Annotated in this window: 11 protein-coding genes and 1 tRNA gene; 6 read left to right on the top strand and 6 right to left on the bottom strand. The window is 35.1% G+C overall.

From position 1 onward, the window contains the following. The first annotated feature begins 29 nt into the window (after positions 1-29). Positions 30-875: a hypothetical protein gene (locus IPJ53_01355; protein MBK7797736.1), complete on the top strand. Its 846-nt coding sequence runs from the start codon at positions 30-32 to the stop codon at positions 873-875. A 128-nt stretch (positions 876-1,003) separates the two neighbouring features. On the opposite strand, the gene IPJ53_01350 is transcribed toward IPJ53_01355, so the two are convergent. Beyond that, on the bottom strand, positions 1,004-4,354 hold the full coding sequence (locus IPJ53_01350; protein ID MBK7797735.1) for an isoleucine--tRNA ligase: 3,351 nt from the start codon (positions 4,352-4,354) through the stop codon (positions 1,004-1,006). Positions 4,355-4,502: 148 nt separating this feature from the next. On the opposite strand from IPJ53_01350, the gene IPJ53_01345 reads away from it, so the two are divergent. Both IPJ53_01345 and ddlA read left to right on the top strand, forming a co-directional pair. Beyond that, positions 4,503-5,357, top strand: a complete 855-nt coding sequence (locus IPJ53_01345; protein MBK7797734.1) for a hypothetical protein — start codon at positions 4,503-4,505, stop codon at positions 5,355-5,357. 262 nt (positions 5,358-5,619) lie between these two features. Further along, positions 5,620-6,714, top strand: coding sequence for a D-alanine--D-alanine ligase (ddlA, locus tag IPJ53_01340; GenBank protein ID MBK7797733.1), 1,095 nt, complete (start codon positions 5,620-5,622; stop codon positions 6,712-6,714). A gap of 7 nt (positions 6,715-6,721) precedes the next feature. Here the strand turns inward: ddlA and rsgA are convergent, their stop codons facing one another. The 5 genes from rsgA to IPJ53_01315 form a co-directional block, all read right to left on the bottom strand. Next, a complete protein-coding gene (gene rsgA, locus IPJ53_01335; protein MBK7797732.1) occupies positions 6,722-7,672 on the bottom strand; it encodes a ribosome small subunit-dependent GTPase A in 951 nt (316 codons plus the stop codon). A 1-nt stretch (position 7,673) separates the two neighbouring features. After that, positions 7,674-8,441 carry a geranylgeranylglyceryl/heptaprenylglyceryl phosphate synthase gene (locus IPJ53_01330; protein ID MBK7797731.1) on the bottom strand — a complete coding sequence of 256 codons (768 nt, stop codon included), beginning with the start codon at positions 8,439-8,441 and terminating at the stop codon, positions 7,674-7,676. A 23-nt stretch (positions 8,442-8,464) separates the two neighbouring features. Continuing rightward, positions 8,465-9,082, bottom strand: coding sequence for a TlpA family protein disulfide reductase (locus IPJ53_01325; GenBank protein ID MBK7797730.1), 618 nt, complete (start codon positions 9,080-9,082; stop codon positions 8,465-8,467). Continuing rightward, positions 9,057-10,541 (bottom strand): cysteine--tRNA ligase, encoded by a 1,485-nt coding sequence (locus IPJ53_01320; protein ID MBK7797729.1) that lies wholly within the window; start codon positions 10,539-10,541, stop codon positions 9,057-9,059. The genes IPJ53_01325 and IPJ53_01320 overlap by 26 nt, the downstream gene beginning before the upstream one ends. A 111-nt stretch (positions 10,542-10,652) precedes the next feature. Beyond that, positions 10,653-10,725: transfer RNA gene (locus tag IPJ53_01315), tRNA-Phe, on the bottom strand. Positions 10,726-10,813: 88 nt separating this feature from the next. Between IPJ53_01315 and IPJ53_01310 the strand changes: the two genes are divergently transcribed. The 3 genes from IPJ53_01310 to IPJ53_01300 all read left to right on the top strand — a co-directional run bounded on the left by IPJ53_01310 (position 10,814) and on the right by IPJ53_01300 (position 14,008). Then, the gene (locus IPJ53_01310; protein ID MBK7797728.1) at positions 10,814-11,611 is read left to right on the top strand and encodes a hypothetical protein; all 798 of its coding nucleotides are present in this window, start codon (positions 10,814-10,816) and stop codon (positions 11,609-11,611) included. Positions 11,612-11,798: 187 nt separating this feature from the next. After that, entirely contained in the window at positions 11,799-12,881 is a 1,083-nt protein-coding gene (locus IPJ53_01305) for a VWA domain-containing protein (GenBank protein ID MBK7797727.1), read from the top strand. 323 nt (positions 12,882-13,204) lie between these two features. After that, positions 13,205-14,008 carry a glycogen/starch synthase gene (locus tag IPJ53_01300; protein MBK7797726.1) on the top strand — a complete coding sequence of 268 codons (804 nt, stop codon included), beginning with the start codon at positions 13,205-13,207 and terminating at the stop codon, positions 14,006-14,008. Positions 14,009-14,017: the final 9 nt, after the last annotated feature.

Genomic DNA, 14,017 nt, shown 5'->3' with positions numbered 1-14,017 from the left:
ATATAATCATTACTGATAGAAACAAAGTATTGAATTCTTTTAATGAGTTGAAAGCTAATAGTGCGATTTTCCAATTTTCTAATGACAAAGGATTTACTTATTATTTTAATGATGGTTCATTTATTAGCTTTAAACCAAATTCTTTTGTACTTAATGGTAATCAATTAGGTTCAAAAACATTAAAGGTGGTTGTTGAAAGGGTATTAAATAAAAAAGAGATGTTGGAAAATAGTGTGGGTACAAACTCTGGAGATGAGGTATTGATTTCTGCGGGCATGTTTAATGTGCGGGCATTTTATGAAAATAAAACACTGGAGCTTGCAAATGGAATGGATTATCAAATTCGCTTAGTCTATGAAAAACCATTTACATCTTCAATGGAATTATTTTATGGAGAGGAAAAGTCTTCAGGTCTCAACTGGGTAGAAGCCGATGGTAATCCTAATGTTCAAAACAATGTATCTAAGGTTAGATGGGAAGATTCTTCGAGGGTTTATATAGGAATTGAGTGTTTCCCGAAGCGATTGAATTGGGTTAATTTTGATTACTTTGCAAAATTTACAACAATTGAGAGGGCAGAACCGTGTATTCAACCTATTTTCCCCAATAGAGGCGACAGTATTACTCTTCAGGTCTTTTGTGTTTTTAAGAGTTTAAATTCAGTAATCACGCCTTGTTGTTCAGGAAGCGGAATTGAAGTTTGTTTTGGACCTTTACCGGTTGGGGAAGAAGTTCGCTATATTGTAATTGGAAAAGGGAAGCATGATTATTATCTCGGCTCTGACGAAAAAACAATAATTAGTAACGACAAATTTGTAATTAATACAGAAGTAAAAAGTCTTCAAGAAATTAAAGAATTCCTAAGTAAACTATAGGCTAATATTCATTTAGATTTTATCTTTCAAGAAAAAATCCACTAATTCTCGTAATTGAAAAGATATAATTAAACGTAAGCAATTATTTTATTTGGAAATCTGTTTTGAAAATCCAAAAAAGTACGCCATCAATTAAGAGAAATTGAGTAAGTGATATTTAGATCTTCAAATAATTCCATGTTGTCATTAAAGTTATTATCTACTAATTCTAATTCATCTGCAAGTACTTCATTACAAATCATTTGCTTAAAAGCGGTAACGACTTTTACTACTTCAGGATGACTTTCTAGTTTTACAAGAATTCTATCAGTAATATTGTAGTCTCTGGATTTTCTTATATTTTGAATTCGATTAATAATTTCTCTTGCTGTGCCTTCTGCAATAAGTTCATCAGTAAGATTAATATCTAAGGCGACGGTTATATCATTATCTGAACTAACTAACCATCCTGGAATATCTTCAGAAAAGATCTCAATATCTTCAAGCGTAATTTGATAAAAGTTATTATCAATGTCAATTTGAACATTTGAACCATTTTCAATTTCAGCAATTTCAGAATTACTAAAATTTGAAATAAGTTTACTTGCTTGCTGCATGTGTTTTCCCAACTTTTTACCTAATGTCCTAAAATTTGGCTTCGCTCGCTTTACAATGACACCAGTATCCCCAGATATATATTCTATTTTTTTAATATTTACTTCCGCTTTAATTAAGTCTTCAACAAGTTTTATATCTGATTGGAAGTTTTCATCTAATATAGGAAGTAAAATTTTGGAGAGTGGTTGGCGGACCCTAATTTTTTCAGATTTTCTTAAAGAAAGTACAAGCGATGAAATTCTTTGAGCGTAATTCATTCTCCTTTCTAAGTCAAGGTTTACCCAAGAATCATTTTGAATAGGTAATGTAGATAAATGAACAGAAACAATTTCATTTGATTTATTTTCATTTGAACCTTCTATAAGATTTTTATATAACCAATCTGCAAAAAATGGGGCAAATGGAGCGATCAGCTGACTGACAGAGATCAGGCATTCATAAAGCGTAATAAATGCTGAAATTTTTTCATTTGAAGTGTCGGTTTTCCAGAATCTTCTTCGTGAAAGGCGAACATGCCAGTTTGATAAGTCATCATTTACAAACCGCTCAATTAACCTTGTACTTAAGGTGGGTTCGTAATTGTCCATATTGATTTTGTATTCCTTTATTAAAGATTGCAATCTTGACAAAATCCAACGATCAAGCTCTGGTCTTGTTTCAATTGGAATATTTTTTCCATTTGTAACTTTAAACTGATCTACGTTGGCGTAGATGGCGAAGAAGTTATAAGTATTGAATAAAGTTCCAAAGAATTTGTTTCTAACTTCAGTAATGCCTTCCAAGTCAAATTTTAAGTTTTCCCAAGGATCTGCATTACTGATCATATACCATCTTGTTGCATCCGCTCCGTAAGTGGTAAGTGTTGTAAAGGGATCAATTACATTCCCTTTTCTTTTGGACATCTTCTCGCCATTTTTATCGAGTACTAATCCATTTGAAACTACATTCTTAAATGCAACAGAGTCAAAAACAAGCGCTGCAATGGCATGAAGTGTATAAAACCATCCTCGGGTTTGGTCTACACCTTCAGCGATAAAGTCAGCAGGAAAATTTTCAGAGGAAAGTTTGATTCCAGAGAAGGGATAATGAATTTGGGCATAAGGCATAGCACCACTGTCAAACCAAACATCAATTAAGTCTAGTTCTCTGGATAAAGACTCTTTTCCATCCTCACTTACCAGAATAATTTGGTCGATATAAGGTCGGTGTAAATCTTGTGGGATTATTTGAGATAGGTTTAGAAGATTGTTAGCTTTTTCAATTTCCAGCTGCAATTCTTCTATTGAACCAATGCATTTTGCAACATCGCCATTTTTATTTCTCCAAATAGGAAGAGGAATACCCCAATATCTCGACCTTGACAGATTCCAATCCTGAAGATTTTCCAGCCAGTGACCGAATCTACCAACACCTGTAGACTCTGGTTTCCAGTTAATAGTTTTATTTAAAGCAACCATACGATCCTTAATAGCGGTCACTTTAATAAACCAACTGTCCAATGGATAATATAAAACAGGTTTGTCTGTTCTCCAACAATGTGGATAATTGTGGGCATATTTTTGAGAATTGAAAAGCTTACCCTCGGATTTTAATTTGATTACTATACGCTCGTCTACTGAAAGATAGCGATCTAAACCTAGTCTTATTTTTTCGTGATGTTTTTCTTCTTCTGAGAGAAAATCCTCTTTTACATATTCATGGGCGAAATCTGTCACCTCTTCAGTAAATTTTCCCTGTCGATCTACAAGTGTTAATGTGCCAATGCCATATTTTTTAGCTACCCGCATATCATCTGCTCCGAATGAGGGGGCAATATGTACAATACCCGTCCCCTCCTCTGTTGATACAAAGTCACCAATCAAAATCTTGTATGCATCCCCTTCTGTTGGTTTGGCATAATTAAAAAGCGGACGGTAACTTAAGCCTTGTAGACTCGATCCAAAAAAATCCTGACTTACAATTCTGTAATTTATGTTTTTATCAATAGGTTCAGGCAAAGGGCCAGTTGCTGTCCATTCCATTTCAGGTTTAAACCATTTAGGGACGAGGTCTTTTGCGAGAATAATATAATTTTTCGCCTTTGTATAAGGGTTAAACGTTTCAACAATGCAATATTTTATTTTTTCACCAACGGCGAGCGCAGTGTTTGAAGGCAGCGTCCAAGGAGTGGTTGTCCAGGCGGCACAGAAAATGGGACTAAAATCCTTAAAACTATTTTCAATATTAGGATTCAAGGCAGCCTCTAATTGAAAAAGAGCAACGGCGGAAACATCCTTTACTTCACGGTAACATCCTGGTTGATTCAGTTCATGAGTGCTTAGTCCAGTTCCGGCAGCGGGGGAATAGGGTTGGATGGTGTATCCTTTGTACAATAGATTTTTTTCGTAAATTTTTTTTAACAAGAACCAAACAGATTCAATATAATCATTTTCAAAGGTTATATAAGGATTATCCAAATCTACCCAATAACCCATCTTTCGGGTGAGCTCATCCCATTCACTTTTGAACCGCATGACCGTTTCCCGGCATTTATGATTGTATTCATCAATTGTAATTTTAGTTCCGATATCTTCTTTGGTGATTCCTAATTCTTTTTCAACGCTTAGCTCAATTGGAAGTCCATGAGTGTCCCAACCACCTTTTCTAAAAACTTTCTTACCAATCAATGTTTGATACCTGCAAAATAAGTCTTTTACAGTTCGCCCCATAACATGGTGAATTCCCGGTTTACCATTGGCAGAGGGAGGGCCTTCATAAAATACAAAATTTTCTGCGCCTATTTTACTTTCAATACTTTTTTCAAATACTTTGTTAGCCTCCCAAAAACTGAGCATTTCCTGATCAATTTCCTGTAGGTTCAGGCTCTTGATTTCTTTGTACATAAAACCCTTATTTTTATAAAAGGTGTAAAGATAAGGAAACAGATCAATTGACTTTAGCTAAATCCCGATTGATTAGTTAAATCAAACAACAAAAGTTCTATCTTTGTAGAATTCTTTTGTTAATGCTTGCTACCTATAAAATCATTTTTTGGAAAAATATCATTTTATAATAAACCCAAAGTCAGGATCCTATAAGGGAGAAGGTATAATTGAAAAAATCAAAGCAAGATTTGAAGGGGAGAATTTATACATTCATGTAACTGAATATCCCGGACATGCCAAGGAAATTGTAAAGAAATTATGTTTACAAAAAGATCTAATTATTGTGGCTGTTGGTGGAGATGGCACCATAAATGAGATTGCAGAACCCATGTTGTTTAGCACTAATTTATTGGGAATTATTCCTAATGGATCCGGTAATGGATTGGCAGGGCATATGGGAATAAATAAAAATATTGAATCTTGTATTGAGAAAATAAAAAATAAACACTTTATTGAATGTGATGTAATTAAGGTAAATAATTTTATTTCTTGCAATACAGCAGGTGTTGGTTTTGATGCCTATGTTGCTAAAATTTTTGGGCAAGATGGACGTAGAGGTTTTAGTGCATATCTTAGATTGGGTTTAACCGGATATTCACAATATCCTGAAATTCAAGTTAATTTTCTTAATCAAACCTTTTCGGGACTTTTAACACTGGAAATTGCGAATTCCTCACAGTTAGGCAATGGAGCTTATATTTCTCCAAATTCGAGTAATTCTGATGGAATGGCTGAAATTGTTTTGTTCAGAAAACCTAAATTTTATCAAGTTCCGGGTGTTATGTATGATGTTTTCACAAAAAATTTTGATCAATCGGAATTGACTAAAATTTATGCTCAATCCCAGGGTACAATTCATTTAAACAGACCAACTGATTTGCATATAGACGGAGAGTATAAGGGTGAGACGGATTTCATAAATTTCAATGTATTGCCTAAGTCATTAAGAATAATTTGTTAGGAACATAAATTCATTTAATCATTTGAATTATTTTATGTGAGTTTACTAAAATAGGGTTAATTAAATCTTAAATACAAACGGGTAATTAATTTGGAGAAGGTGATAATAAGAGTTATTGAAATTAAATGAATTTATCAGTTGACTAAATAAGTTCAATTAATTTATGTTTTCGCTATGTTCGAAAATTCGAAAATAATTAGTATGAATTTCTAAGTTGAAATATGTAAGTGAAGCTATTTTTTTTAATCTGATTATTTAAGAAATGGAAAAAATTAATTTAGGTGTGATATTCGGCGGAAAGTCGGCTGAACATGAAATATCTATACGTTCGGCAATAAGTATTATTGAAGCGCTGGACAGAAATAAATATAATATAATTTTAATAAGCATAGATAAAAATGGAAGATGGTATCTCAAGCAGGAGCAACAATTTTTGTCCGAATTCAAAGCTTTAAAAGCAGTTGAAAACAGGGATATTTCACCTGAAATACATATAACAAAGCAAAATGATCTAATTAATACAGTTGATAAAAACACTAATCAGATACTAAACCATTTGGATGTCGTTTTTCCTATATTGCATGGTACGTTCGGGGAAGATGGAACGATTCAAGGGATGCTTAAAGCATTAGACATTCCTTTTGTGGGGGTAGACATACTTGCTTCATCAGTTGGAATGGATAAAGATGTAGCTAAAAGGTTGTGGCGGGATGCCGGAATTCCAGTTGCAGATTTCATTTGTGTCCACAAAAAAGAATTGGCAAAATTGAAATTTAATGAGGTAAAGGATAAACTAGGATTACCGATTTTTGTTAAACCAGCCAATGCAGGATCTTCGGTTGGTGTACATAAAGTTCATAATTTATTGGAATTTGATTCTGCAGTTTCTGACGCTTTTCAATACGACAAAAAAATTCTTATAGAAGAGGCTATTAAAGGAAGGGAGGTTGAATGCGCAATTTTAGGAAACGAATATCCAAAAGCTTCTTTGATAGGAGAAATTGTTTCTCAAGTGGAATTTTATTCTTACGAAGCAAAGTATATTGACGCAGATGGAGCCAGGTTGATAATACCGGCTTCAATCACTAAGGAGGAAGAACAAACAATTCAGGAAGCAGCCATAAAAGCTTTCCAAGCTATAGAATGTGAGGGCCTTGCACGAGTTGATTTTTTTCTTAAACCTGATGGGACAATTGTAATAAATGAGATTAATACAATGCCGGGATTTACCAGTATCAGTATGTATCCAAAGTTATGGGAGGCTAGCGGAATTCCTTATTTTGAATTGTTGGACCATTTAATAGAATTGGCTATACTGAGACATCAAAGAGATACCAAGTTAAAAACCAGTTTTTAGGAAATTGTTAAAATTTTTTATTTCGTTCCCAGTAGTTTTGAGATTCAATTTCATCTACCAGATTAAGATAATTTTGGTACCGTTGAAATGAGATATGGCCGCTCTCAATTGCGCTTTTAACAGCACAACCTGGTTCATTTCGATGTGTGCATTGAGAGCCAAATCTACAATTTACAGAGGTTTCGAAAAATTCTTTAAAGTTATGTGCCACATCCATTATTTCAAGATTATTAAAACTAAGCGTTTTAATACCGGGAGTGTCAATGACACGAGTTCCATCTGACAGAATAAACATTTCTGCAAAAGTTGTGGTGTGTGTTCCTTTACCACTAGAGCTTGAAATTTCTGAAGTTTTCAATCCTATACCTGGTTGCAATACATTAAGCAGGCTGCTTTTCCCAACCCCAGATTGACCGGCAACAAGACAGGTTTTACCTAATATTTTTTCTTTTAGTAAGTCAATATTTTTTAAAGTTACAGTGGATACCTCTAAGAGTCCAAATGTAATATTATTATAAATTGATTTACATTCTTCAAATAATAACAACTCTGATTCTTCCCAAATATCAGATTTATTAAATACAATTAAAACAGGAATGTTTTGTGGCTCTGTGGTGATCAAAAAGCGATCAATAAACCCTGGTTTGAACGTGGGTTGTTTTAAGGTGGTAACCAATACTGCCAAATCAATGTTTGCAGCGATTAGGTGCAGTTGATGTTTATTTTTTGGACTTTGACGAACGATGTAATTTTTTCTAGAATGAATATTATGGATAATACCTTGATTTTCGTTTTCAGGTTCAAATTCGACAAAATCTCCAACACCAATTGGGTTAGAAAGATCTTTTTTCAACAGTTTCATTTTTCCTGCAGTCCTACAGCTGTATCTATTATTAGAAACTTCCTCAATGAGTTCGTACCAGCTTCCAGTTGAGCGAATAATCAGTCCTTTTTTCATTTTATACCCGCCTGAGATCCAATGCGTTAATTTGTTTTACAGCAGCACTTATTTCACGAATGAGCAGAGGATTCTCTTCAATTGCATTTCCAATAACCAATACGTCTGCACCAGCCTTTAGCATATTATAGGCCTGCTCACCATTTTTAATTCCCCCACCAACAATTAAAGGTTGGTCACATACCTCAGAGACTTTATTTATAAGTTCCGCCGAAACATTGCGACGTGCCCCACTTCCAGCATCCATGAAAAGCAATTGAAATCCCAGAAACTGACTTGCGAGAGCAGTTGCCACTGCAATTTCAATTTTATCATGTGGAATAGGTAATGTCTGGGAAATATAACTTGCAGTATTACTTGATCCTCCATCTATCAGCAAATATGCTGTTGAAATTACCTCAATTTTAGAACTATAAAGTTTGGGAGCAACCTCAACTTGTTTTCCAATAAGGAATTCCGGATTTCTTCCCGAAACCAAAGAAAGAAAGAGCAAAGCATCCGCTTGTATGTTAATCTGAAACCCACTTCCGGGAAAAATAATACTTGGAATGTTAGATTGCTCACGGATAAGTTTAAGCACCTCATCCATACGATCCTGGAGTACAAGACTTCCACCTAAGAAAAAGTAGTCAACTGCGTGGGCATTGGCCTCAGAAATAATTTCATCAATGTTTCGTATTTTTTGATGGTCCGGATCAATTAAAACAGCCAGACTTCTTATACCAAGACTCTTTTTCTTCAGTAGCTGATTAAGAATGTTTTTTTGCATGCCAACAAAGGTAGGCACAAAAACTATTCAGCAAGCAAAACCCTTAGGGTACTGTCTAATTCCCAATAGTCTTTTAAACATTTCCCGTGACCGACAATTGTGTCTTTATGAAACTCTCCTCCTTGATGAACATGTCTGATTCTACCTTTTTTATCAATTAAAAAACTGACAGAAGTAAAGGCTTTTGGGCCATACCGAAGCCAATAATTTTGTAGATTTCTCCATTCAGAATCAATGCCAATGGGGAAAAGAAAATTCTTTTCCCGGATATATTTGTAGATTTCATTTATTTCAACGTCTCGAGGACCAGGTTTTGGGTGATACATTCCAATAATCACCAATCCTGAGTCCTGAAGTTCTGAATTCCAATTATTTAGACTGGGCGACGTCTGGACACAATATTCACACTCATCAGTCCACCAACGGATAAGCACTACTTTTCCAACCAAATTGGTGATTTTTTGCTCAGGGCCATTGAGCCATACAATGTTATCAAATTCAGGGGCATGATCTACCGATCTATTTGACTTGTTAAAGCAGCAGTTGTAAAATAATATTAGAAAGAAAATCAGGAACTTATCTCGAAATAAGAATCTATTGAAGCAAATATGGCTATCAATTTTTTTTCCAAGAAGTCCCATCCTTGCCGTCTTTAAGCTGTATACCCAAAGCAAACAAACTATCTCTAATTTTATCAGCTGAAGCCCAGTCTTTTCTTTCGCGGATATCCTTTCGAAGATCTATAATTAGATGCATTAAACCATTAGTGGTGCTTTTATCCTCGGTATTTTGTTCGTCTTTCAGTCCGAAAATATCTGTGATTAGCACATTGAAGTGGGTTTTCAATTGGTTCCATACATTCAGACCAATTTCACTGGATTTAATATGACCGTCATTGAAGGAATTTAATATAGAAGCTAATTCAAATAGTGAAGCCAAAGCATTAGGAACGTTGAAGTCATCATCCATGTACATTAGACTTTGGTCGATTATACTCAAGATTTCCTGATCTTTAGTTCCAGAAGTTGAAAGCTCAGGGTCTAAATTGCACACTAACTTAAAAGCCTCCATCAACCTTTTATAACCCTTTTCGGCAGCTTGTAACGCTTCATCCGTAATGTCCAATGGACTTCGATAATGTGCCTGAAGCATAAAGAACTTAATAACCATTGGTGAGAAGGCTTTGCTAATATGGTCACTGTTTCCGGTAAATAATTCCTGAGGACTAATTGTATTGCCATCACTTTTGGACATTTTTTTTCCGTTTAGCAAGAGCATATTGGTATGTAACCAATAATTTGCCGGAGGATGTCCGCAGGAACCCATACTTTGCGCAATTTCATTTTCATGATGAGGGAATTTCAAGTCATTACCTCCTCCATGGATGTCGAAAGTCTCACCCAAGTATTTGGTACTCATTGCAGAACATTCCAAATGCCAGCCAGGAAAGCCTACTGACCAAGGTGATTCCCAGCGCATAATATGTTCTTCAGAAGCTTTTATCCATAAAGCAAAATCAGCTGGGTGATTCTTTTCATCTTGATTCTTTAGGTTATCTCTGGATTCAGCGACGAGTTCTTCTACAATTCGACCACTTAGTTGTCCATAAGGATATCCATCATTAATAAATTTTGGGGTATCAAAATAGACAGAACCATTTTTTATATAAGCGAATCCTCTGGCAAGGATATCTTCAATCATTTTTATTTGCTCGATAATATGGCCAGTAGCCCTAGGTTCAATACTTGGAGAAAGAGTGTTAAAAATCCTCATCATTTCATGGAACCCATTGGTATATTTCTGGGAAACTTCCATGGGTTCTAATTGCTCTAATCTGGCACCTTTTGCCATGCGATCTTCTCCATTATCCAACAAGTGACCCACATCAGTGATGTTTCTGACATATCGCACCTTAAATCCAGCAAAAAGTAAATACCTGTAAATGATATCAAATGACACAAAGGTTCTACAATTACCAAGATGGACGTCATTGTAGACAGTTGGCCCACAGACATACATACCTATTCTTTCTTCAACAATAGGTTTAAAGGGTACTTTTTCTCTGGAAAGACTGTTGTAAATTGTGATCGACCGACTCATAGCACAAAGATAAAAATTGAGATAAAGGGTGGCGGTTTTTCAGTATACATTAACATCCACCCCCCAGCAAATAAAAAATCCTGCCACTTAATGGACAGGATTCAAATTTTGTGGTACCTCCAGGAATCGAACCAGGGACACACGGATTTTCAGTCCGTTGCTCTACCAACTGAGCTAAGGTACCTTCCACACCTTGGTTATTATGACTAAGGGGACGCAAATATAGAGTTTTTTGAATTATTTTTACCCGTGCTCTAAATTTTACTAATAAGATGCCTTACCGATATTTTCTTTTGCCTGTCTTAATCATTACTGTGTTGTACTTTATCTGGAGCTATAGTGGTTCTGAACCAAATGCTTATATATTAATTCCACTTGTAGTGCTTGGCGTGGGGATCTTTATTTTTCAGAATCAAATAAATGATTTTTGGTATGAAAAATTCAGAATCGACCTTGATCCAACTGAAAAAAAGTGGCTCTCAGACTTTTGCCCATTTATCAATGAAATGAGCGTTGATTCAAGAGCTGAATTTTTCCACCGCTTAGCAAAATCCGTCAGTTATCATGAATTTATTCTGATGGGACCAGAAAAAGTACATGAAGAAATAAAGTGGATGGTTTTGATACCAGCTGTTCAATTGAAAATTTATCAATTTAGGGATTTATACAAAAGATATGCAAGAACTGCCCTTTATGCCCATCCATTTATGACGCCTCAACAAGAATGGGTGCATGTATCGGAGCATCATAATGAAGATGGTTTGGTAATATTATCAATGGAGCAACTCAAAATGTCATTTTTTGCACCTGAGCTTTATTATAATCCGGCTCTTTATGAATGGGCTTGTATTCTAGTTGAATCGAAGGATATCAAATTTATTGGTTGTGAAGATTTTATTGTGGACCTAGCAAATGATATTTGTCCTCAGGGATTGGATGGTATTAAAAGTTGGCTAGGCCAAACGGAGATTAATTCTTCGGCACTTGTCATCTACACAATCATTAATAAACCAGAGAGAATAATTGATTTACGTCCTGAATGGATAAACCAATTTAAAAATATTTATTAGTCCTGAAGAATTAGTTTTAAAGACAGGTTTGTCAACACAAAAGTAATGCGGATGACAGGAAGAATAATCCTTTGAAAGTTGTTTGTGTCAAGACTAATCAATAGGTTGAGTGTAAGAAAAAATCAATATATTTATTAAAAGATGTAACAGACTGAAATTAATCGTTTTGTCATTACATTGCAGCCATATGAATAACCGTTGGACCATGGTCCTTGGCAAGAAAGGACTTCGGGATGAAGAAATCAATTTATCGACGGAGGAGACTGCCGTGGAGGAGTTATTGTCACAAGTTTATTCAGAAGAGAAAGCTGCTGGGATGGGTAAAACCCAGCACAAAATAAGAAGATGGTTAGACGGCATCAGGACACATTTTCCAGTTGGTGTTATTCGATTGTTGCAACAAGATGCTTTGGAACGTCAGGGTATTAAAGAAATGCTACTTGAACCTGAGTTGTTAGAAAAAATAGAACCAAACATCCATATGGTTTCCTCCATACTGACATTGCACGAGTTACTTCCGGACAAAACAAAAGCAGTGGCCAAAATTCTCATTAGAAAGTTGGTGGAGGAGACAGAAAAAAAGTTAAAGCCTAAACTTTCAAGTGCTATACGATCAGCTTTGACTGGAAGAAGCAAAGTAATCAATCCCCAACACGCCAGGATTGATTGGAAAAAAACTATAGGATCAAATTTGAAACACTACCAAACTAGCAGTAGAAAGGTTATTCCGGAAAGATGGTATGGGTATCATCGAGGAAATCAATTGCCAGAGATTGTTTTGCTGATTGATAAAAGCGAATCAATGATCAGTAGTGCAATTTATGCAAGTATTATAGGATCAATATTAGCTTCATTAAAGAGTATAAAGACACATCTAATTTTTTTCGATACTTCGATTACGGATGTAACAGGATTATATAAGGACCCAGTAGATATTTTGTTTAGTGTTCCGATGGGTGGAGGAACGGACATAGGAATGGCACTAAATTATGTGCACCAAAAATTAAACAGACATTCAAAAACGATTCTATTTTTGATTTCAGATCTTGATGATGGAGGAAAACACAAGGACCTATTTGGGATAATGTCCACACTTATACAACTCGAACTTAAAATGCACTGTATTCTTGCATTAAATGATGAGGGCCAACCCGAGTATAACATTACTGTGGGGCAAAAGCTTGCCGACTTAGGTCTTCCAGTATTTAGTTGTTCTCCCAATGAGTTTCCAGAAATTCTTGCGAAGGAAATAAACAGAATTAGTTTTTAAGATTTAGAGTTTTGCTGAATTTTTTGTGATTCTACCTGGAAACTTTTATTTAAGAAATTAAAAAGGGAAAAATCCCTTTCAAAATCAAATAGAGATCCAAAATCAAGGGTAATTTCAATTTGACTTTCTAGTTAAAAGCCACTATTAGGACAAATTCCTATCTAAAATTGTTTTAATATAATAACGGAAGAATTGAAAGCTTAGAGAACTATTTCATTGTTTTTCAGAGAATTAGGTCAATTCTAATGGTTAAGTATTAGACTTTATGCTTAAAATGTTGTACTTTTGCACTCCGTTTTTGGATATTGCATGTTAATCAAACCATGAGTAAAAACAGAGTTTTATACATAACACAAGAAATGGACCCCTATTTAGATCAAGACGGCATAGGATCCTTGATTCAAAAACTTCCAGCTTTTGCACAGGACAGTGGGATGGAAATCAGGATTTTAATGCCAAGATTTGGGACTATAAATGAAAGAAGACACCGTTTACATGAAGTAGTTAGATTGAGTGGAATGAACATCATCATTGATGATGACGATTATGCCTTAATCATTAAAGTTGCCTCTCTTCCGGGTTCTCGTATTCAAGTGTATTTTCTAGATAATGATGAATTTTTTAAGCGGAAGTATGTTTTTGAAGATGAAAGTGGTCAACCATTTGAAGATAATCAGGATCGGATGATCTTCTTTTGTAAGGGGGCTATAGAGACTGTTAAAAAGTTTGGATGGGCGCCGGATGTGGTTCATTGCCATGGTTGGATGACTAGTTTGATTCCTTTTTATCTTAAGACGGTATATAAAAATGACCCCGTGTTTAAGCAGTCGAAGGTTATCTTTTCTTTGTATGAAAAGAGTTTAGAATCAAATTTTAATGATGATTTCTTTAAAAAGGCCGCGATTAATAATTTGAAAGCCGATCAGCTTAGCCCATTTAAGAATGGAACCGGAATTACTTTGCAAAAGGGAGCCATCCAGTTTGCTGACGGAATCATTCAGGGGACGCAGGAGATTTCAGAAAATCTTAAATTAGCTATTGATAGCTTGAATAAACCATTTATCGAAACCCCGGCAGAAAATTATTTGCCAGACTATATTGATTTTTACAAGACTATTTTATCCTAGACATCGTTA

This window comes from Candidatus Vicinibacter affinis, assembly GCA_016714365.1.
GTDB lineage: Bacteria > Bacteroidota > Bacteroidia > Chitinophagales > Saprospiraceae > Vicinibacter > Vicinibacter affinis.
The sequence above is the reverse complement of the archived record's forward strand: the minus strand, read 5'-3'. Positions and strand labels throughout refer to the sequence as shown.

What these genes read in the sequence shown, in the direction of transcription:
- IPJ53_01350 (MBK7797735.1), bottom strand. Translation starts at nt 4,354, where the DNA reads ATGTACAAAGAAATCAAGAGCCTGAACCTACAGGAAATTGATCAGGAA.
- ddlA (MBK7797733.1), top strand. Translation starts at nt 5,620, where the DNA reads ATGGAAAAAATTAATTTAGGTGTGATATTCGGCGGAAAGTCGGCTGAA.
- rsgA (MBK7797732.1), bottom strand. Translation starts at nt 7,672, where the DNA reads ATGAAAAAAGGACTGATTATTCGCTCAACTGGAAGCTGGTACGAACTC.
- IPJ53_01330 (MBK7797731.1), bottom strand. Translation starts at nt 8,441, where the DNA reads ATGCAAAAAAACATTCTTAATCAGCTACTGAAGAAAAAGAGTCTTGGT.
- IPJ53_01325 (MBK7797730.1), bottom strand. Translation starts at nt 9,082, where the DNA reads ATGGGACTTCTTGGAAAAAAAATTGATAGCCATATTTGCTTCAATAGA.
- IPJ53_01320 (MBK7797729.1), bottom strand. Translation starts at nt 10,541, where the DNA reads ATGAGTCGGTCGATCACAATTTACAACAGTCTTTCCAGAGAAAAAGTA.
- IPJ53_01310 (MBK7797728.1), top strand. Translation starts at nt 10,814, where the DNA reads ATGCCTTACCGATATTTTCTTTTGCCTGTCTTAATCATTACTGTGTTG.
- IPJ53_01305 (MBK7797727.1), top strand. Translation starts at nt 11,799, where the DNA reads ATGAATAACCGTTGGACCATGGTCCTTGGCAAGAAAGGACTTCGGGAT.
- IPJ53_01300 (MBK7797726.1), top strand. Translation starts at nt 13,205, where the DNA reads ATGAGTAAAAACAGAGTTTTATACATAACACAAGAAATGGACCCCTAT.